The sequence below is a fragment of the Micrococcus sp. CS26 genome (genome assembly GCF_055522295.1).
The window spans coordinates 1-20,280 of the sequence record NZ_JBVFVY010000028.1 but is presented as its reverse complement, the minus strand read 5'-3'; the positions used below and the strand labels follow the sequence as shown (position 1 = coordinate 20,280).

At 69.5% G+C, this 20,280-nt stretch carries 17 protein-coding genes and 1 pseudogene; 6 read left to right on the top strand and 12 right to left on the bottom strand.

Annotation, left to right across the window (positions count from 1 at the left end):
• Positions 1–264: 264 nt before the first annotated feature.
• The 4 genes from ACZ1IK_RS10205 to ACZ1IK_RS10190 all read right to left on the bottom strand — a co-directional run bounded on the left by ACZ1IK_RS10205 (position 265) and on the right by ACZ1IK_RS10190 (position 7,294).
• Complete coding sequence (locus ACZ1IK_RS10205; protein ID WP_044659829.1) at positions 265–1,047, bottom strand: GIY-YIG nuclease family protein; 783 nt, start codon at positions 1,045–1,047, stop codon at positions 265–267.
• A gap of 215 nt (positions 1,048–1,262) precedes the next feature.
• On the bottom strand, positions 1,263–4,688 hold the full coding sequence (locus ACZ1IK_RS10200; RefSeq protein ID WP_228070676.1) for a DEAD/DEAH box helicase family protein: 3,426 nt from the start codon (positions 4,686–4,688) through the stop codon (positions 1,263–1,265).
• Between the two features lie 54 nt (positions 4,689–4,742).
• On the bottom strand, positions 4,743–5,825 hold the full coding sequence (locus tag ACZ1IK_RS10195) for a restriction endonuclease subunit S (protein WP_080981675.1): 1,083 nt from the start codon (positions 5,823–5,825) through the stop codon (positions 4,743–4,745).
• Entirely contained in the window at positions 5,822–7,294 is a 1,473-nt protein-coding gene (locus tag ACZ1IK_RS10190; protein ID WP_002857768.1) for a type I restriction-modification system subunit M, read from the bottom strand. The genes ACZ1IK_RS10195 and ACZ1IK_RS10190 overlap by 4 nt, the downstream gene beginning before the upstream one ends.
• A gap of 99 nt (positions 7,295–7,393) precedes the next feature.
• Between ACZ1IK_RS10190 and ACZ1IK_RS10185 the strand changes: the two genes are divergently transcribed.
• Positions 7,394–8,542: an ImmA/IrrE family metallo-endopeptidase gene (locus tag ACZ1IK_RS10185; protein ID WP_044659831.1), complete on the top strand. Its 1,149-nt coding sequence runs from the start codon at positions 7,394–7,396 to the stop codon at positions 8,540–8,542.
• Positions 8,539–9,042, top strand: a complete 504-nt coding sequence (locus tag ACZ1IK_RS10180; RefSeq protein ID WP_044659832.1) for a DUF4411 family protein — start codon at positions 8,539–8,541, stop codon at positions 9,040–9,042. The genes ACZ1IK_RS10185 and ACZ1IK_RS10180 overlap by 4 nt, the downstream gene beginning before the upstream one ends.
• Before the next feature lie 111 nt (positions 9,043–9,153).
• On the opposite strand, the gene dnaB is transcribed toward ACZ1IK_RS10180, so the two are convergent.
• Positions 9,154–10,545, bottom strand: a complete 1,392-nt coding sequence (dnaB, locus tag ACZ1IK_RS10175) for a replicative DNA helicase (protein ID WP_044659833.1) — start codon at positions 10,543–10,545, stop codon at positions 9,154–9,156.
• 732 nt (positions 10,546–11,277) lie between these two features.
• Between dnaB and ACZ1IK_RS10170 the strand changes: the two genes are divergently transcribed.
• Together ACZ1IK_RS10170 and ACZ1IK_RS10165 are read left to right on the top strand one after the other, a co-directional pair.
• Positions 11,278–12,453 (top strand): CaiB/BaiF CoA transferase family protein, encoded by a 1,176-nt coding sequence (locus ACZ1IK_RS10170; protein ID WP_465098491.1) that lies wholly within the window; start codon positions 11,278–11,280, stop codon positions 12,451–12,453.
• 25 nt (positions 12,454–12,478) lie between these two features.
• Positions 12,479–13,705, top strand: coding sequence for an acyl-CoA dehydrogenase family protein (locus tag ACZ1IK_RS10165; RefSeq protein WP_060774856.1), 1,227 nt, complete (start codon positions 12,479–12,481; stop codon positions 13,703–13,705).
• A 15-nt stretch (positions 13,706–13,720) separates the two neighbouring features.
• On the opposite strand, the gene rimK is transcribed toward ACZ1IK_RS10165, so the two are convergent.
• Positions 13,721–14,956, bottom strand: coding sequence for a 30S ribosomal protein S6--L-glutamate ligase (gene rimK / locus ACZ1IK_RS10160; protein WP_060774857.1), 1,236 nt, complete (start codon positions 14,954–14,956; stop codon positions 13,721–13,723).
• Between the two features lie 27 nt (positions 14,957–14,983).
• Between rimK and ACZ1IK_RS10155 the strand changes: the two genes are divergently transcribed.
• Both ACZ1IK_RS10155 and ACZ1IK_RS10150 read left to right on the top strand, forming a co-directional pair.
• Complete coding sequence (locus ACZ1IK_RS10155) at positions 14,984–15,514, top strand: ATP-dependent zinc protease family protein (RefSeq protein WP_063188563.1); 531 nt, start codon at positions 14,984–14,986, stop codon at positions 15,512–15,514.
• Positions 15,511–16,626, top strand: coding sequence for a succinylglutamate desuccinylase/aspartoacylase family protein (locus ACZ1IK_RS10150; RefSeq protein WP_431793885.1), 1,116 nt, complete (start codon positions 15,511–15,513; stop codon positions 16,624–16,626). Before ACZ1IK_RS10155 ends, ACZ1IK_RS10150 begins: the two co-directional genes overlap by 4 nt.
• Before the next feature lie 34 nt (positions 16,627–16,660).
• Here ACZ1IK_RS10150 and ACZ1IK_RS10145 read toward each other — a convergent pair whose 3' ends face one another.
• From ACZ1IK_RS10145 to ACZ1IK_RS10120, 6 genes and pseudogenes are all read right to left on the bottom strand, one after another.
• On the bottom strand, positions 16,661–17,884 hold the full coding sequence (locus ACZ1IK_RS10145) for an MFS transporter (RefSeq protein WP_240755389.1): 1,224 nt from the start codon (positions 17,882–17,884) through the stop codon (positions 16,661–16,663).
• Between the two features lie 103 nt (positions 17,885–17,987).
• Positions 17,988–18,449 carry a 50S ribosomal protein L9 gene (gene rplI / locus ACZ1IK_RS10140; RefSeq protein ID WP_465098490.1) on the bottom strand — a complete coding sequence of 154 codons (462 nt, stop codon included), beginning with the start codon at positions 18,447–18,449 and terminating at the stop codon, positions 17,988–17,990.
• 28 nt (positions 18,450–18,477) lie between these two features.
• Entirely contained in the window at positions 18,478–18,717 is a 240-nt protein-coding gene (rpsR, locus tag ACZ1IK_RS10135; RefSeq protein WP_002857788.1) for a 30S ribosomal protein S18, read from the bottom strand.
• A 230-nt stretch (positions 18,718–18,947) separates the two neighbouring features.
• A complete protein-coding gene (locus ACZ1IK_RS10130) occupies positions 18,948–19,547 on the bottom strand; it encodes a single-stranded DNA-binding protein (protein WP_002857789.1) in 600 nt (199 codons plus the stop codon).
• A 132-nt stretch (positions 19,548–19,679) separates the two neighbouring features.
• Positions 19,680–19,985, bottom strand: coding sequence for a 30S ribosomal protein S6 (gene rpsF / locus ACZ1IK_RS10125; RefSeq protein ID WP_002857790.1), 306 nt, complete (start codon positions 19,983–19,985; stop codon positions 19,680–19,682).
• A gap of 153 nt (positions 19,986–20,138) precedes the next feature.
• Positions 20,139–20,280: pseudogene (locus ACZ1IK_RS10120) on the bottom strand (IS5/IS1182 family transposase); the annotation flags it as partial.

Sequence of the window (20,280 nt, the reverse complement as noted above, 5' to 3'; positions counted from 1 at the left end):
ATCGTCGTCTTGCCGGTCCCGGGTGGGCCGTTCACACCCATCAGACCTGGCCCGCCCGCCTCGACGACCTCGGCCCGCGCGATGACATCAATGCGGGCGGCTTGCAGATGCCCCGTGTGCTCGCGGGCAGTCATATTCGAGGAATTCAGCGGTGACTGCTGTGCCTGGATGGCGCACTTGCCCTCCTCCCCGAGGCTCGGCGGGGGCAATCCATCCCCCCTCCCGTCTGCCCTTCGCTCTCTCCCCCCGGACAACGACGTCCGTTCAGTTCCGGTTCAGCCCGAACCGGCGCGTCATCAGAGCGTCCTTGTAGTGCTTCTCCGCGGCGTCGATCTGGGCCTGCGGGGTATTGGAGCCGAACACGCGCAACAGGCTGAACGTGTACCGCTCCGGCTGGTCGGGGTCGAGCTCCAGGGCATCCCGGAGGGCGACGTTCCCACCATGCCCGTCACGGGCGTAGGCCTCCCACCGTCCGAGCACACCACGCTCACCGTCGGCCTTGCCGACGTGGCACCGGCCCGCGGTCTCGTCGGCGATCAGGTAGATCCCGCGTACGGCCTCCAGGGCGGTGCGCCAGCCTGCGTAGCGAGTCTCGGTCACCATTGACTGCAGGTCCCCGTAGCTGAGCAGCACATGGTCGAAGCCGGGGAACGCCTCGGTGGTGGGGTCGGCGATCTCGAGGACGGGGAAGCGCGCCGCCAGGGGGCCGCGCTTGGCCCAGTTCACGGGGTCTGCGGACCACTCCACCACCAGGCGCTCCTCGAGGGAGGCCAGCAGCGGCACCGGCGCAACGTCGTAGTACCGGTACCGCTCCGTGCGCTCAGCCACGACCTCCCCGCGGTTCTCGTACACGGCGGTGAGGCGAGAACGACGTCCTCCCTCCCCCATGAAGATCAGCCAGTGGCGGGCGGGCTCCTTCGGGAACTTCCCCACGTGGTGCTGCTCCCGTGTGTAGGCGAGCACCCGCTCCGGCGTGGCCGCCGCCCGCGATGGCAGCCCCGACTCCTTGTAGGTGTGGCGGATGGCCAGGATGGTGGATGAACTCATTGACCGGGCCAACGAAAAAAAGACCTCGAGAACCAACGTTTCCTCGCCGGTCTGGCCCACGAGCAAATGCGTGCGGTCCTGAGCACCACGGGCCTAGCCCATTGGCACAGCAGGCATCATCGCAGTCGCCGCCATCACTGGTCCGGATGGGCTCAGACAGATTGGTCAGATGTTGCCCCAGGTCGCTCAGCGCGCCGTCCGCAAGTAGTCCGTCCTCAGGCCACCTTCCCCGCTTCCACCTCGGCCCGCGCCCGCACCTCGGCCAGTACGGCCACCACGGCGTCCGCAGCATCCTGCGGATACACGGCATCGACGCCACCCAGTGCGAGATACGGGTCCTCGTAGAGCCGACCCGGGTCCACCACGCCGTTGCGCACCAGGTCGTCCACGAGCATGCGGGTGAAGCGGATCTGGCGCGTGGTCCACCTGCCCTCGTCCAGGAACGCGGCCAGCGCCTCTTCCGCGGCCCGCCGCTCCAACCCCACAAGACTGCGCACGAAGACGCCCAGCTCGGCGCCGGCGTGCTCACGCACCCAATCCAGCTCCGGCCGGTCAGATCCGCCCGCCGCCACCAGCATGCGACCGAGCTCCTCGAGATCCGTGGCCGTCAGCGGCTGGTTGCCGCGGAGCTTCCGCAACGCCAGGGTGTCCTCCTCGGCGCGCAGGAAGGCCATGGCCTTCTCGCGGTAGCGCTCCCAATTCATGCCCGGCCGTGCCGGCACCACGACCACCTCGTCGATCTCCCCCAGGGTGTCCACGAAGTCCGTGTACACCGGTGAGGAGCTCAGCCTCGGCAGGAACACCACCAGTCCGCGCAGGCTCTCCCGCAGCGCCTCCACGTCAACGACGCCAGCGCCTTCCCACCACAGGTCTTCCGCAACGGAGCGCAGCAGGGACTCTTCCACCTTGACGGCTGGGATAGCCAGCTGACTCAGCAACGCACCCGCGACCTCCTGGACGGATCTGCGGCAACGCTCCGCCAGGGCGGCATCACCGTCCAGGGTGGCCAACTGCCAGCGCAGGGTCACGAGGTCGAAGCGCTTCGCTGCTTCGTCCGGGTCACGCAGCGTGGAGGGCAGTCCGGCCACATGGTCGGCGAGTTCGTCGACATCCTCGGCGGTCACCGCGGCCCACGCATCGGGCTCGGACCAGCGCTCCACGTGGCGCCGGTGCTTGCGCACCAGCAGGTTCTGCATCGGCATGCCCTCCACGTAGGAGTGCAGCCAGGTGGCGTGGGCCTGGCGTACGACGCTGGCCGAGCCCGCCTCCCCATCGCCCTCGCGCGCATCCAGGGCCGCCACAATCCCGGCCCGTGCCTCGAACAACCGCTGGGTAAGGGACTTCTGCACGGAGGACCCCGGCTCGGGGAGATCCTGGTTGAAGTAAGGCAGGTTCTCTCCGAAGTCGAAGACGGTGAAGTTCTTCTTGTCCTGCCCGGGCCCGAACAGATCGGGACACAGGCGGGTGCCGCGGCCGATCATCTGCCAGAACTTGGTCTTGGAGTGGACCACCTTGAACAGCACCAGGTTCACCACCTCAGGGATGTCCACCCCGGTGTCCAGCATATCCACGCTGATGGCGATATGTGGGGCCTTGTCCGAGTCGGAGAAGTCATCCAGCAGTGCGTCGTTGAACGCGGTCTTGCTGGTGATCACCCGTGCGAACGTCCCGCCCAGCTCGGGGAACCGCGCGTTGAATCGACGCTCGATGAAGTCGGCATGATTCTGGTTCTTCGCGAACACGATGGTCTTGCCGAGCCGGTCACCGCCGGCCACCTTCTGACCGCGCTCCATGAGCAGCTCCAGGACCTTGTCCACGGTGTCTTCGTTGAAGAGGAACCTGTTGACCTGCTCGGAGTCCACGCTGTCCGGGGGGCCGTCCTCGCCCCAATCCAGCGCGTCCCACTCGGCCTTCTCCTCGTCGGAGAGGTCGGCGTAACGGATCCCCTGGCGCAGGAACTCCGTCCCCGCGGACACCCCCAGCGGCGGCACCAGGTACCCCTGCTCCACGGCCTCCTCAAGGTCGAAGGCGAAGGTGGGCACCCCGTCCTCGAGGTGGAACAGCCGGTAGGTGTTGTGGTCCACCTCGTCCTTGGGTGTAGCGGTGAGGCCCACCAGCAGGGAGTCGAACCAGTCGAAGATCGCGCCGTACTTCTGATAGACGGAGCGGTGGGCCTCGTCGATGATCACGAGGTCGAAGTACCCGGCGCCGAACCTCCGCGTCCCACCGTCCTGCCCGTCGTGCTCCAGCAGATTGAGCATGGTCGGGTAGGTCGCGGTGTAGACCCGCCCCTCCCCGCGCTTCTCGTCCTGCAGGTTCACGACGGCGGTGTCCGGCAGGTTCGCGGCAAACGCCCGTTTGGCCTGCCGTACCAGGGCCGTCCGGTCCGCGAGGAACAGGACCCGCTTGACCCAGTTCCCCCGAATCAGCTGGTCCACGAGGGCGATGGCGGTCCGGGTCTTGCCGGTGCCGGTGGCCATGACCAGCAGGGCATCGCGCTGGCGGGCGGCGAGGGCCTGCCCGACGGCGGAGATCGCCTCCAGCTGGTATGGCCGTCCCGCGATGTCCACGTTGACCGGCACGTCCGTAAGGTCCTGGCGGACGGTACGCCGCTGGATGAGGCGCTCGAGCTCGTCGGCGGTGAAGAACCCTTCAATCTCACGGGGCGGGTAGCCGCCGGCCTCGCCGAAGGCCGCATCGTCCCAGAACCAGTGGTCATAGCCGTTGGTGTAGAAGATCAGCGGGCGGCGAGCGAACTGCGCTTCAAGGGCGTCAGCGTATCGGCGGGCCTGTTCCTGGCCTTCGAGCGCGCTCTTGGTGGTGCGCTTGGCCTCCACCACGGCCAGGGGCAGACCATCGGCTCCCCAGAGAACGTAGTCCACACGCCCGGTGCCGCCGGGGGTGGGCAACCCGGTGACGGGGTACTCGCGGTCGCGAGCCTGGTCGAGGGGCCACCCGGACTCGGCGAGGAGGAGGTCGATGAAGAGAGAGCGGGTCTCCGCCTCTGCGTAGTCGTAGTCGTGAAGGTCGGGGAGTTCGCTGGTGGTGGCGGCGGCCTGGGCGGCGGCGATCTGCTCCCGCAGGGCCTGGATCTCGGCCTCGTACGCGGCGGCCTGCTGCTCGTTCTGCTCGCGGAGACGGGCGTTGTCCTCGTCCTGCTTCTTGAGCCGGGCAATCACGGCGTCGAGCTGCTCCACGCTCATGGCGGCCTTCTGCGGGGCAAGTGCGTGGTCGAACTGCGCACCGGTGGGCACGGCCTCCGGGTGCGGGCCGTGGTGGAACGCGGCCCAGACGAGCACGTGGAACAGCTCGCGCAGGATGGTGAGGGCGGCGCGGGCATCCAGCACGGAATCCTTGTGAACGGCGTTGTTGCCGGCCTTACGGAGGAAGTTGAGCTTGTCCACCACCGGGCGTCCGGCCAGGCCGGTGAAGGCTACCCCGTTGATGAGGCCGGAGAGGTCGGTCTTGTACGGGTCCTCGAGGCGATGGGTGGCGTAGACGAACTCGACGACCCGTTCGACGCAGCGCCGGGCATAGAACGCGGCCGCGCGCGGGTCGGTGCTCATGTAGCCCTCGGCCTGCGCAGCGTCCTCGTGAGCAACGGGGAGCGCCCGCTCCACCCAGTCCATGTTGCCTGCCATCAACACCCTCTCCGGCAGCTCACCACCGAGCCGCCCACTGTCATCCTGCCGGATTCACAGCTCCCCGCGGAATGCCCTGTGTTGGAGCGACGCGAACAGCTCGTCCTCCAACGCCAGTGCCCGCTCGACACGCGCTCGCTGCACGTCGATCTTCTCGACGACGGCGGCGAATTCTCTCTGCATATCGAGAGACACGTCCGGGATACGCAACTGCAACGTCCGTTTGATGTTGAGGTTGCTGATATTCGTCGTCTTATTGCCAAAGCTTCGCACGGTCGCTTGGACTCTGTCACTGTTGAACCAGGCGTAGAGGAAAGTCGGGTCGACGTCGGGGCCGGGACGAAGCGCTGAAACGAATCCGCCGATAGCCGACGGCTCCGGCAGGGAGTCAACGAAACAGCATTTTCCTACGAGGTTGTAGCTGTTCGCACTGGACACTAAGGTGTCCCCCTCTTGCAGATACTTTGCCTCGTTCTTGATGAGCTCTGCCGGGATGCGAATAAGATCCGAACTGTCCAGGCGCTTCTGCACATTCTTCGTACGCATCACGGGGACACCTGACTCAGCCACATCTTCGGGCTTGAAGGTGACGCCTCGTACGAAAGACGCAAGCTCCGATAGGGGCTGCCCGGGACCGGCCTCCCGGACGCGATCAGCGAACGCCACCTGGACAAGAGCAGCCAGTCGCTCGAGTTGCGCCCGCCGGCGCGACCGCTGCTCGTCAGCCTGGTCCAGAATCGCCGAAATGCGCCTTTGCTCCTTGAGATCAGGAAGCCTAATCGAGAGACGATACACATCATCCCGATTCAATCCTGGCACTGCCGCTGATTTATTCATTCCCTTGAGACCGAGAGCGCTAAGGATCCAATACAGCCACCGAAGATCGACGCCCTCCCCGAGAGGCACCGCCTCGTAGGCAGTATCTATAGGCCAAACATCACCGGGCACCCAGGTGACCGACCCGATTGACCCCTTCCTTCCTACGACAATCGCGGGGCCCGAACTGAGGGCTTGATCATGGAACCCCACGACGCCACTGGAGCCCACGACGGCAACAGGCCCCCCTCGGCGATCACCCTGTTTCAGCGCTTTCCCGTACTTAAGGGAAACAATGTCACCCAGCTTCACCGTCTTCACCGCAGCATCCCCTTGAGCTCCGCAGTCCCAGCGGCAATCTCGGCGTCGAGCTGTTCGAGGTCGACGAGGATCTCCAGCGGGTCCCGGTGCTCGACCTCCTCGATCTCCAACTCCTTGTACCGGTTCAGGGAGAGGTCGTACCCCTGCTCCACGATGTCCGCCTTGGGCACCAGGAAGGACTGCGCGGTCCGCGGCCGGTCCTTCTCTCCTGCCGGGTTCTGCCACCGCTGAACGAGGTCCGGCAGGTCGTTGGCCTCCACCGGCGTGCGCTTGTCGTCCAGCGAGAACCCATCGGCGCGGACGTCGTAGAACCAGACGTCGTCCGTGCTGCCGGGACCGTCGTTGCGGAAGAAGAGGATCGCCGTCGAGACCCCTGCGTAGGGCTTGAACACACCCGCAGGCAACTTCACCACCGCCTGCAGGTGATGGTCCTCCACCAGCATCCGGCGCAAGTCCTTGTGGGCCTTAGACGAGCCGAACAGCACCCCCTCCGGGACGATCACCGCCGCACGACCGCCCGGCTGCAACAGCCGCAGGAACAGGGCCAGGAAGAGCAACTCCGTCTTCTTCGTCTTCACCACGCGCTGCAGGTCAGAGCTGACGCCCTCGGCGTCGAGGGACCCGGCGAACGGCGGATTGGCGAGGATCAAGCTGTATTTGCCAGCGTCGCCGTCGCTAGCACCCTGGGCCAGGGAGTCCCGGTACGCGATGTCCGGGGACTCCACCCCGTGCATGAGCATGTTCATGCTGGCGATGCGCAGCATGGTGCTGTCGAAGTCATATCCGTGGAACATGCGCCGGTTGAAGTGCAGCCGCTGGTTCATGTCAAAGAAAAGTTCCGGGTGTTCCTCCCGCAGATACTCCGACGCGCCGACGAGGAACCCTGCCGTGCCACATGCCGGGTCCACGATCACGTCCTCCGGGGTGGGCGCCGTCATCCGCACCATGAGGTCGATGATGTGCCGCGGCGTGCGGAACTGGCCGTTCCGTCCCGCGGTGGAGAGCTTGGAGAGGAGGTATTCGTACAGGTCACCGGTGGTGTCCCGGTTTGTGAGGGGAAGCTTGTCGATCAGATCCACGGCGGTGGCGAGCATGCGCGCGTTGGGGATGGTGAAGCGGGCGTCTCGCATGTGGTGCGCGTAAGTGGAGTCCTCCCCTCCAATCTGCTGGCCGAGACGGCGCAGGAACGGGAAGACCTCGCGGTCCATGCGGGCGAAGAGTTCGTCCGAGGCGACGTTCTTCAGCTGGTGCCAGCGGAGGTGCTGGTGGTCGGCGTCGAAGATCGTCGTCTCCACCGGTTGGTTCGTGCGGCGCGCCTTGGCCTCGGCTTGCGTCTGTGCCTCATCCAGGCGACGCAGGAACAGCAGGTAGGTGATCTGCTCGATCACCTCAAGAGGGTTGCTGATGCCACCCGTGGCGAAGGCGTCCCAGACGCGGTCAACCTGGTTTTTGAGAGTTCCGGTGATCACGACGCGAGTGTACGGGGTGGGGCTTACAGCGTCCGAGGCGATGACTAGGCTGAGCACAGGGCGACACAAAGTCGCCCCGGCCCAGGGAGGAGGCGGTCCATGCCCACGGTGCGCGTCGACGTCGAGCCGGCCGTCCTGCGCTGGGCCCTCGAACGTGGGGGCATCGACCTGGCCAGCGCTACTACCGCACACCCCGACCTCGAGGCCTGGCTCAGCCGGACGAAGAAGCCCACCATGAAGCAGCTGGAACGGTTCGGGCAGAAGGTCCATGTGCCCTTCGGCATGCTGTTCCTCAGCGCTCCCCCGGCGCCGGCACCCATCCCCATCCCTGACATGCGCACGCCGGGCAGCCAGGGCGTGGATCACCCCTCCGCCGAGCTGGTGGACGTCCTGCGGGAGTGCCAGCTCCGCCAGGACTGGTACCGGGACCACATGCTCGCCATTGGCGCCAGCCCCGTGCCCCTCGTGGGCAGCGCCACGCTCCAGAACGATACAGAGGATGCCGGAACACGCCTCCGGGAGATCCTCCACTTGGACGCCCTGTCCGGCGCCGGTGACGCCTTCCGCAGCGCGCTCGTGGGCGCCTTGGAAGAGGCGGGGGTGCTGGTGATGATCAGCGGCTACGTCGGCAATGAGACCCGAAGGCCCCTGAACCCGGACGAGTTCAGGGGCTTCGCCCTGGCCGACGACCTCGCTCCACTGATCTTCGTCAACGGAACCGAGGCCAAGACCGCCCAGCACTTCACCCTCCTCCACGAGACCGCTCACCTGCTCCTCGGACACAGTGCGCTGTCTGATGCCCGCCCCGGACGCCACGCACCCTACGAGGAGGCCTGGTGCAACCGGGTGGCCGCCGCAGCCCTGGTGCCCCGCGTCGTGCTGGAGCAGCAGCAGGAGCGACTCAGCACGGAGTTCGACGAGGTGGTCGCCGATGTGGCCAAACGCTGCCAGGTGAGCCGCGCCGTCGTGGTTCTCCGGATGAAGACCTGCGGACTGATCACCCCTGCGGCCGCCGACGCGCAGCTCGCAGCGCTGGCCCGCATCCCTCACCCCCAGACCCCGGCGCCGAAGGGCGGAGGGGGCGATTATTACCGCACCGCCCGCTACCGCCTCGGCGTCCCGTTCACCACTGCCGTGGTGGCCAGCGCCCGGGAAGGCGGAACCAGCTACCGGGACGCGTTCCGCCTGCTCGGAACCCACAAGCGTGAGGTTATGGACACCCTGGCTCAGAAGATGGCGGCCGCATGATGTTCCTGCTCGACGCCAACACCTTCATCACGCCGAAGAACAGTTACTACGGGTTCGATCTCGCCCCGGGGTTCTGGACGTGGCTGGAGCGCGCTCATGCGGCAGGCTGGGTCGCCAGCGTGGAGGCCGTGCGGCAGGAGCTATGCCGGGGCGGGGATGAACTCGCCACCTGGGCGTCAAACCATCCGCAGCTCTTCCTCCCACCCACGTCAGAGGTGCCCCAGCGCATCGGCGAGTTGGCCCAGTGGACCCTGACCCGTCAGCCCGCGTATCAACAGGCCGCGCAGGACGAGTTTCTGGATGACAGCGCCGATCTGCTGTTGGTGGCGCAGGCTGCATGCATGGACGCCACCGTGGTCACCTTCGAGGTGCCCGCCCCTCAGGCGCGCAAGCGCGTGAAAATCCCTGACGCCTGTGCCGCTCTGGAGACCCGCTGCGTCGACCTGTGGGAATGCATGCGCCAGACCAGACCCCGGTTGACGCTCGACCTCGTGCCCTGAAGAACGATGCACGTCACTGATGCCGTCAGTCGACACAGTGAGTGCCTCACTCGAGTGAGTGACAGGCTCTCTGCACTCACTGACGGGGCGGTTTGGCGTCAGTGACGGCCGTCAGAACCCACCCGGGCCACCACCCGCATCACTCGCCAGGTTCGAGAACCGCGAATAGTGACCCTGGAACCCCACCACAATGGTCTTCGTCGGCCCGTTGCGGTGCTTGGCCACGATCAGGTCGGCCTCGCCGGCGCGCGGGGACTCCTTGTCGTACACGTCCTCGCGGTGCAGCAGGATCACCATGTCCGCGTCCTGCTCGATCGAGCCGGACTCGCGCAGGTCGGACACCTGCGGCCGCTTGTCCGTCCTCTGCTCGGACCCACGGTTCAACTGGCTCAACGCGATCACCGGCACGTCGAGTTCCTTGGCCAGCAGCTTCAGGGCACGCGAGAACTCGGCCACCTCCTGCTGACGGGACTCGACCTTCTTGCCCGAGCTCATGAGCTGCAGGTAGTCCAGCACCACCATCTTGAGGTTGTTCTTCTGCTTGAGCCGCCGGCACTTGGCGCGGATCTCCATCATGGTCATGTTCGGGGAGTCGTCGATGAAGAACGGCGCCTCGTTCAGCCGCCCCACGGTCGCGGCGATCTTGGACCACTGGTCATCCCGGATGGTGCCCTTGCGCAGGTCCTGCAGCGCGATCGTCGCCTCGGCGCTCAAGAGCCTCATGGCGATCTCGTTCTTGCCCATCTCGAGGCTGAAGAACACGGTGGCCATGTTGTGGTGGATGGCCGCGGCCCGCGCGAAGTCCAGCGCGAGCGTGGACTTGCCGACGGCGGGGCGCGCCGCGATCACGATCATCTGCCCGCCGTGCAGGCCCTGCGTCAGCTCGTCGAAGTCGTAGAAGTCGGTGGGGACGCCCGTCAGGCCCTCCCCCTGGTTGCCGGCCGCCTCGATCTCGTCGACGGCGTGCTCCATGATCTCCGCGAGGCGCACGTAGTCCTCGGACTGGCGGTTCTCCGCCACCTTGTAGATCTCGGACTGCGCCTCGTTGACGATCTCCTCGACCTCGCCGTCGCCCTGATACCCCAGCTGGGTGATCTTGGTGCCGGCGGTGACGAGGCGGCGCAGGACGGCCTTCTCCGCCACGATCTCCGCATAGAAGCTGGCGTTGGCGGCGGTGGGCACGGACTGGATCAGCTCGTGCAGCACGGCGGGGCCGCCCACGCGGCTGAGCTCCTGGCGCTTGTTCAGCAGGTCCGCCACCGTGACGGCGTCCGCGGGCTCGCCGCGGCCGTAGAGGTCGATGATCGCCTCGTAGATCATCTCGTGGCTGGGCCGGTAGAAGTCGTGGCCGCGCAGCAGCTCCACCACGTCCGCGATCGCGTCCTTGGAGAGCATCATGCCGCCCAGCACCGAGCGCTCCGCCTCCAGGTCCTGGGGCGGCAGGAAGCGTTCAGAGGAACGGCCGCCGTCGTAGGAGCCCGAGTCTCCGTAGTTCTCAGTCAACGTCCGGAGACTCCCTTCCCACAGCCCGCACGACGGCGGCCCTCGCCGGTCTTCCCGGCCCTGATTCCTCTGTTGTCACCGCCCGTGCCGCCGCACCCTCCTGCAGGCGGACGGTGCGACGGTCCCCGGGGCGACGGTCCGAGCGGATGCGCGCCTGTCAGTGGTCACCTGCGGCCAATACCCGCCCTCGCGTTGGGGATACCACGCGACACTACGCGCGCCGTGGAGGCTGGGCAACCGCGTTTCCCACAGGCCTTGTGGACAACGTGTGGATTCGGCGGCGTGTCGTGTGGATCGCCTGGGGACCGCGCTGGGGACAACCGCTCGGCCACCCCCAGAATCCGGCTCTGACCTGGGACGATGCGATCCCCAGGGCTGTGGAGGAAGATTCTCCACCCCCCTTTCGGCCCCGTCGATCCAACTTGACAGCACCCCCGTTTGCGCCCTCATCACACCGCCTGGTACAGGCCTATCCACACCGTCGTCCACACCCTCCACATCTGTGGACAACTCCTGTGGACAAGGTGCCCGGATCTGGGGACGGCGAAGTTGACAGCGTCTGCCCGCGGCCCCGGGTCCTCCCCGTGCCCACCTCTCCCGGCCGCCCCGGACCGCCCGGCGCCGATGACTCACGCACGTCAGTGACCCGTCCCAGAGTCATTGGACGGAACGCGAGCACGGTGCTTGGGTGGAACCCGTCGTCGTGTCGTCCGCCACAGTGAGGAGTCCGCCGTGCCCCCGGCCACCACCGCCCCCTCCCCGGCCTCGCTCCCCCTCGACGGCGTCCTCGTCGCCGACTTCTCCCGCGTCCTCGCCGGCCCGCTCGCCACCATGACCCTGGCGGACCTCGGAGCGCGCGTCATCAAGGTGGAGCACCCCGAGCGCGGCGACGACACCCGCGGCTGGGCCCCGCCCCGCTCGGCGACGGGCGCCACCTACTTCGAGTCCGTGAACCGCAACAAGGAGTCGGTCGGCTGGGACCTGAAGGACCCCGGGGACCAGCGGCGGGCCGCCGCCCTGGCCGCCCGGGCCGACGTCGTGGTCCACAACCTCAAGCCCGGCACCATGGAGCGCCTCGGTCTGGGCTACGACGACGTCGCGCGGGAGAACCCGTCCGTGGTCTACGCCGCCGTCTCCGGCTTCGGCGACCGCGAGGGCCGGGACCTGCCCGGCTACGACTTCATCGTCCAGGCCGCGGGCGGGCTCATGAGCATCACCGGCGAACCGGACGCCCCGATGAAGGCGGGCGTCGCCCTCGTGGACGTGCTCACGGCCAAGGACCTCACCGCCGGCGTGCTCGCCGCCCTGCTGCGCCGCGAGCGCACCGGGGAGGGCGCCCACCTGCGGCTGAACCTGCTCTCCTCGTTGCAGGGGGCGCTCGCCAACCAGGGCCAGGCCTGGCTCGGCGCCGACGTCGTCCCGCGGCGGATGGGCAACGACCACCCCTCGATCGCCCCCTATCAGCTGCTGGCGTGCCGGGACGCGCCGCTCGCCGTCGCCATCGGCAACGACGCGCAGTTCCGCACCTTCGCCGCGGCCCTCGGCGTCCCCGAGCTCGCCGAGGACCCGCGCTTCACCACGAACACGGACCGGGTCGAGCACCGCGAGGAGCTGCGCACCGCCCTGGAGGACGCGCTCTCCGCCGAGACGGCCGCCCACTGGCGGGACGTGCTGCAGGCCGAGCGACTCCCGGCCAGCCTCGTGTCCACCGTCGCCGAGGGCGTCGAGCTGGCCGAGTCCCTCGGCCTCGAGCCGACCGTCGAGGTCCAGGACCGCTCCGGCGCCCCGGCCGGCCGGCAGTTCCGCCACCCGGTGCAGTGGGACCCGCCCGTCGCGCACCCGCGCCACGCGCCGCCCGCGCTCGGCGCGGACACGGCGGCCGTCAACACCTGGCTCGACGCCCGCTGACCACCCCGCAGAGAGGACCCCCGCCATGACCACCCCGTTCCACGCCGAAGCCGACTCGTTCCTCGGCCGCGCCGACGTCGTCGGCCTGGACTCCCTGTTCTCCGCCGAGGAGAAGGCCGTCGCGCTCAAGGTGCGCGGCTTCGTGGACGAGCACATCCGCCCGCACATCGCCCGCTGGTACGACGACGCGGTGTTCCCCCGCGAGATCGTCCCCGAGCTGGGCCGTCTCGGCGTGCTCGGCATGCCCTACGAGGGCCACGGCATGCCCGGCCGCTCGGCGGTGGAGTACGGCCTCGCCGCGCAGGAGCTCGAGGCCGGTGACTCCGGCCTGCGCACCTTCGTCTCCGTGCAGGGCTCGCTCGCGATGGGCGCGATCCACAAGCACGGCTCCGAGGAGCAGAAGGCGCAGTGGCTGCCGCGCATGACCGCCGGCGAGGCGGTCGGCTGCTTCGGCCTCACCGAGCCGGGCGCCGGCTCGGACCCGGCCTCCATGACGACGACGGCCCGCCAGGAGCCCGGCGGCGACTGGGTGCTCGACGGGGTCAAGCGGTGGATCGGGCTGGCCACGCTGGCCGACGTCGCGATCATCTGGGCGCAGACCGGCGAGCCCGGCGACGGGCGCGGGGTGCGCGGCTTCGTGGTCCCCACGGACACCCCCGGCTTCCGCGCCGAGGCGATCACCCAGAAGCTGTCCATGCGGGCCTCGGTGCAGTGCGAGATCCACCTCGACGGCGTGCGTCTGCCCGCCTCCGCGATGCTGCCGGCCGACTCCGCCGTCGGGCTCAGGGGCCCCTTCCAGTGCCTCAACGAGGCCCGCTACGGGATCATCTGGGGCGCGATGGGCGCCGCCCGCGACTCCTTCGACGCCGTCCTCGACTACGCGATGCAGCGGCAGCAATTCGGGGTGCCGCTGGCCTCCCACCAGCTGACGCAGGCCAAGCTCGCGGACATGGCCGTGGCCATCGGCAAGGGCTACCTGCTGGCGCACCAGATCGGCCGCGCCAAGGACGCCGGCCCGCTCACCCCCGCCATGATCTCCGCCGGCAAGCTGGACAACTGCCGCGTGGCCATCGGCATCGCGCGGGAGGCCCGCGAGATGCTCGGCGGCAACGGCATCACCCTGGAGCACTCGCCGCTGCGGCACGCGAACAACCTCGAGTCCGTGCGCACCTACGAGGGCACGGACGAGGTCCACCAGCTGACGCTCGGCCGGCACCTCACGGGCATCGGCGCGTTCGCCCCGGCCCGCTGAGCCCCGCGCCCGGGCTCAGGCGTCGTCGGCGGGTGCCTCGGGCGCCGGGGCCTCCTCGGCGACGGAGGCGAGGATCGGGGTGGCCGGCAGCCTCCGCACGCGCTTGGGGCGGCGGGCGCGGGCGGGGATGAGGGCGCGCATGTTCTCGGTCTTGCCGAAGCAGAGCAGCCGGTCGCCCTCCTCGAGGACCTTGGTGTCCGCGGGGTTGGGGAACACGCAGGTGCCGCGGTGCAGGGTGAGCACCTGCAGGTCCTTCGCGAGCAGCCCGGAGTCCTCGATGGACTGGCCCACCCAGCCGGAGCCGGCGTGCACGGTGATCTCACCGACGCCGTACCCGGTGGACACGGCCAGGCGCTGGCGCACGTCGATGTCCGGGAAGCCGGCCTGGTCCGCCACGTAGTCGATGATCGCGCCGGCCACGTCCAGGTCCGTGGCGGCCTCGATGCCCTGCAGCCCCGGGGAGGAGTTCACCTCCATGACCAGCGGGCCGTGCTCGCCCTCGAGCATGTCCACGCCGGCCACGCGCAGGCCCATGATGTGGGCGGCGCGCACGGCGGTCTCCGCGTACTCGGGCGAGAGCTCGACGCGCTCCACGGTGCCGCCGCGGTGCACGTTGGAGCGGAACTCGTCCCCCTGGGCCCGGCGGCGCATCGCGGCCACCACGCGGTCCCCCACCACGAGCGCGCGGATGTCCGTGCCCTTGGACTCCTCCACGAACCGCTGGATGAGCACCTGCTGGTTGGTGCCGTGCAGCGTCTCGATGATCGCCTCGGCCACCTTCTTGGTCGGCGCCAGGATCACGCCGATGCCCTGGGTGCCCTCGAGCAGCTTGATCACCACGGGCGCCCCGCCCACCATGTCGATCGCCGTGGAGACCTCGCCGCGGTTGCGCACGAACACGGTGGCGGGCATGTCGATCTCGTGGCGGGAGAGGATCTGCGTGGCCCGCAGCTTGTCCCGCGAGTTCATGATCCCGGCGGCCGTGTTGGGCGTGTAGACGTCCATCTGCTCGAACTGGCGCACCACGGCGGTGCCGAAGTAGGTCACCGAGTTGCCGATGCGCGGCAGCACGGCGTCGTAGCCGGAGAGGGGGCGGCCGCGGAACATCAGATCGGGCTCGTCCGAGCTGAGGTCGATGCCGAAGCGCAGGGTGTCCAGGACCTTCACCTGGTGGCCGCGCTCGAGCGCCGCGGTCTTGAGGCGCTGCGTCGAGTAGGCGCGCAGGGAACGGGAGAGGATGGCGAGCTTCATGACCGCTTTCCTGGGAGGATGAGGGGCGTGTCTGAATCTAAGCACACGGCCCCGGCCCCCCACGGCGTGCCCCCCACCGACGACGGCGCCGCTCGCCCGGGGCTGGTGGGCTGGCGCGAATGGGTCGGCCTGCCCGCCGCCCACACCCCCTGGATCAAGGCCAAGATCGACACCGGCGCCCGCACCTCGGCGCTCCACGCCTTCGGCATCGAGCGGTTCGCCCGCGACGGCGCCGCGTGGGTCCGGTTCGAGGTGCACCCGTGGCAGACCTCGGCGGCGGACGCGCGGACGGCCGAGCTGCCGGTGGCCGACCTGCGCACGGTCCGCTCCTCGAACGGCGAGGCGCAGGAGCGCGTCGTCGTCGTGATGCCGCTGACCCTGGCCGGCCGGACGATCGAGGCGGAGGTGACCCTGACCCATCGGGACGAGATGGGCTTCCGCATGCTCGTGGGGCGCACCGCGCTGGCCGCCGGCGGCCTCCTCGTGGACCCCGCCGCCTCGTACGTGGGCGGGCAGCCGCCGCGCGGCGTGCGCCGCCGGAACCGGGGACGCGCGTGAGCCGTCGCCCCGCCCGCGCCCCCTTCGTGTTCGGCGGGGTCGAGGTGGCGGCAGGCCGCCGCCACGAGCTGTCCCTGCCGATCTCCCAGCTCGTCACCGGCGCGGACGTCACCCTGCCCGTGCACGTGCTGCACGGCCGCGAGGACGGGCCCACCGTGTGGGTCTCCGCCGCGATCCACGGGGACGAGGTGGCCGGCGTCGAGATCGTCCGCCGCGTCCTGGAGCGGCTGCAGCCCAAAAACCTGCGCGGCACCCTGCTGGCCGTGCCCATCGTCAACGTGCTCGGCGTGATGGCCGGAGACCGCTACCTGCCGGACCGCCGCGACCTGAACCGCTCCTTCCCCGGCTCCGCCCGGGGCTCGCTCGCCTCGCGCATCGCGCACCTGATGATGACCGAGGTGATCGGCCGCTGCACCGTGGGCATCGACCTGCACACCGGCGCGGACCGCCGCTCCAACCTGCCGCAGATCCGGTGCGACCTGGAGGACCCCCAGACCCGCGCGCTCGCCGAGGCGTTCGGCGCCCCCGTGCTCTTCCACGCCCGCCTGCGGGACGGCTCCCTGCGCGCTGCGGCCCGCGAGACCGGCGCCCGCGTGCTGCTCTACGAGGCCGGTGAGGCCTGGCGGTTCGACGAGTACGCGATCGCCCCCGGCGTGGACGGGGTCCTGCGCGTGCTCGCGGCCCTGGACATGGTGGATCCCGCCGACGTCGGGCTCACCGAGCCCGGGCCGGACGCCGTCGTCGACGCCCCCGGTCCGCTGCCCGGCGAGGTCCCCGAGGAGCGGACCACGGACGTGCCCGAGGCGACCGACGCCACCGGCGAGGACACCGCCGCCGTGCACCCCGACGTCGTCGACGGCGAGCAGGACTCCCCGTACCTGGTGTGGCAGTCCACGTGGGTGCGCGCCCGCGCGGACGGCCTCGTGCACCTGGACGTCTCCCTCGGCGAACGCGTGAGCGCCGGGGACCGGATCGGCGCGCTCTACAACTCGTTCGGCCGCCGCCTCGCGCACGTGAAGGCCGAGCTGACCGGCGTGGTCATCGGCCGCACCGAGGCGCCGCTGGTGCACCGCGGCGACGCCCTCGTGCACATCGGAGGATGGGACGCATGAGCACCCCCGCGACGACGGCGGCCCCCGGCCCCGCTCAGGCCGGGGACGGGCGCCGGGCGATGGCCCGGCCGCCGTGCACGAGCCGGTAGTAGAGCAGCAGCGCCACCCCGACGCCGCCGGAGAGCAGGTACATCACCGGGATCCCGACGGCGGCCACCACCGCGCCGAGCACCATGGGGCCGAGGCCGGTGCCGAGGTCCAGGAGCAGGAAGAACGTACCCGTGGCGACGCCGATCTCGGTGGGCCGGACCACCTTGATCGCGATGGTCTGGAACACGCTCACCACGGGCCCGTAGGTCAGCCCCAGCAGGGCGCCGGCCGCGAGCATGCCCGCCGGCTCCCGCCACAGCGCCAGCACCGCGTAGGAGACGGCCATGCCCGCGAGGATCGGGTAGACGACGGCGTTGTCCCCGTGCCGGTCGTGCAGCACGCCCAGGACGGCGCGGCCCACGATGGTGCCCGCGGCGAAGAGCAGGAAGAACAGGCTCGGCACCATCGCCGGGTAGCCCTGCTGCTGCGCGAACGTGGCCATGAACGCGAGGATGCCGCCGTACATGAACCCGGAGGCCAGGGCCACGCCCGCCGCCGGCGCCACCTCCGCGGAGAACACGTCCGCCCGGTGCAGCCGGAACCGGCCCGTCAGCGGCGGCTCGGGCACGCGCAGGAACAGCGCGATCAGCAGGGCCATGCCCGTGAAGCCGATGCACGCCCGGAACAGGGCGTCGTAGCCGAGGGCCGTGCTCAGCTGCAGGGCCACCATCGGCCCGACGGCGCCCGCGAGCGTCATGGACGTGGAGAACCAGCCGGTGCCCTCGGAGCGGCGCACGGGCGGGACGATCCGCTGCACGGCCGTGGCCAGCACGGTGCCGGCCGCACCGAAGCACATGCCGTTGAGCAGCCGGACCGCGGTCAGCGTGGCCAGGGAGTCCGCCCAGAGGTACGCCGCCGTCGTGAGGACGTAGCAGGCCAAGGCGACGAGCAGGACCCGCCGGCGCCCCCACGCGAAGGTGGCGGGCGTCGTCGTCATGCGGGTGAGGACCGCGCCCAGCACGAACGCCCCCACCACGACGCCGGCCTCCGCGTCCGACGCGCCGAAGGACGTGACGGCGTAGAGCGCCATCGCGGTCATGAGCGTGTAGAAGATCATCGCCACGAACAGGTAGGTCGCGCTGACGAGGATGAACGGGCGCGTCCACAGCGGCGGGCGCGGGGCCGCCGTCGAGCCGGCGGGGTCGGAGGGCGGTGGGGCGGAGGGCATGGCCTCCATGTTCCCCCACGGCACGAGGCCCCGGCCCGCTCGTGAAGAGCGGACCGGGGCCTCGGGTGCGCGCCGCAGGCGCGACGGGCTCAGAAGCGGATGATCACTTCTTGGCCTTGGCGGCCACGACCTGCAGCTGGACGGTCGCGATGACGTCCTCGTGCAGGCGGACCTGGGCCTCGTGGTTGCCCACGGACTTGATGTGCGCCGGCAGGGTGATCGAGCGCTTGTCCACGGAGCCGAGGCCGGCGGCCTCGATCGCCTCGGCGACGTCGGCGGTCTGGACGGCGCCGAACAGGCGACCCTCCGCACCGGCGGTGCGCTCGAGCTTCACGGTGGCGGACTGGAGCTGCGCGACCTGGGCCTGCGCGTCCTCCAGGTTCGCCACGGCGCGGGCCGCGCGGGCCTTCTGCAGGGACTCGACCTGCTTCTCCCCGCCCTTGGTCCACACGGTGGCGAAACCGCGCGGGAGCAGGTAGTTGCGGGCGTACCCGTTCTTGACCTCGACCACGTCACCGGAGGTGCCGAGACCGGCCACTTCCTGGGTCAGGATGAGCTTTGCCATCTGGGTGTTCCTTCCTTCGCTCGCTCGATCAGCCGCGGCCGGCGCCGGCGTAGGGCAGCAGGGCCACCTCGCGGGCGTTCTTGACGGCCTGGGCGATCTTGCGCTGCTCCTGGACGGTCACGCCGGTGACGCGACGGGCACGGATCTTCCCGCGGTCGGAGATGAACTTGCGCAGCAGGGCCACGTCCTTGTAGTCGATCTCGGTGATCTTGGCGGCCTTGAGCGGGTTGGACTTCGGTTTGGGCTTGCGGAGTTCAGCCTTCGCCATCGTGGTGCTCCTTCAGAGTTCTCTGGAGCCCGCAGAACGGTTCTGCGGGATGGGATCACGCGGTCTCCCGTGCGGGGCACGGGGCCGTGTGCAGTGCGGCCCGGCGGTGCCGGGTCGCGGGTGGGATGGGCCGCCGGGGCGGCCCTCCGGGCGACGTGCGCCCGGACGGAGAGGTCCGTGGTGTTCCGTGTCCGTCGCGGCCGCGGGGGCCGCGCCCGGTCAGTGCAGGATCAGAACGGGGGCTCGTTGGAGGACGGGGTGTCCCATCCGCCGCCACCGCCGCCGGACCAGGGGTCCTGCGGTGCGGCCTGGCCGCCGCCCTGCTGCTGGCCGCCCCAGCCGCCGCCCTGCTGGGCGCCGCCGAAGCCGCCGTCGTTGTTCCCCCCGAAGCCGCCGCCGGCCGGGGCGCCGCCGAAGCCGCCCCCCTGCTGGCCGCCGCCGAAGCCACCGCCGCCGCCACCGCCGCGCTGGGCGCGGGTGACCTTGGCCGTGGCGAACCGCAGCGCCGGGCCGACCTCGTCCACGTCCAGCTCCCAGCTGGTGCGACGGTTGCCGTCCCGGTCGTCGTAGGAGCGCGCCCTGAGGCGGCCCTGCACGATCACGCGCATGCCCTTGGTCAGCGACTCCGCCACGTTCTCCGCGGCCTCGCGCCAGACCGAGCAGCGCAGGAACAGCGCTTCGCCGTCCTTCCACTCGTTGGTCTGGCGGTCGAACGTGCGGGGCGTGGACGCGACGGTGAAGTTCGCGACGGCCGCGCCGTTCGGGGTGAAGCGCAGCTCCGGGTCGGCGGTGAGGTTGCCGACCACGGTGATGACGGTCTCGCCTGCCATGGTCACTCCTGTCTTCGGGGGTTCTGCCGGTCAGTGACCGGATCCGGGGATCCGGGACTGCTCAGCGGGGTTCCGGTGGGGGCGTCGGGGACTGATCCGATGCTCTCAGACCCTCCGGACACGGTACGAGGATCACTCAGCGGTGATCTTCTGCTCCTCCGGACGGATGATCTTGGTGCGCAGGATCGTCTCGTTGAGGTTCAGCAGACGGTCCAGCTCCTGGGTGGCGGCCGGCTCCGACTGGAAGTTGACGACCACGTAGATGGCCTCGGACTTCTTCTGGATCTCGTAGGCGGTCTTGCGGCGACCCCACACGTCGATGTTGTCGACGGTGCCGCCGGCGTTCGTGACGACCTCGAGGTACTTCTTCAGGGTCGGCTCCACGGTGCGCTCGTCGACCTCAGGGTCGATCAGCACCATCAGCTCATAAGCACGCATGCGAACCCACCTCCTCTGGGCTTGCGGCCGCGGTCTCTCCGCGGCAGGAGGTTCTGCGTTCTCCCCTTACGCATGCATCCGCACTCTTCGGCGGCACGCAGGGGATCCCGTCAAGAATACCAGCACTGCGCCTCCGCAGATGAGGTGCCACCCCTAGGGCATGTCTGACAATCGTTTTGACCATGCGAGCACAGCATTCAGGACCAGAGCGGCCCTGTAGATGATCGCGTACTTGTCATACCGGGTCGCCAGACCCCGCCACTGCTTCAGGTGAGCGTACTGACGCTCGATGACA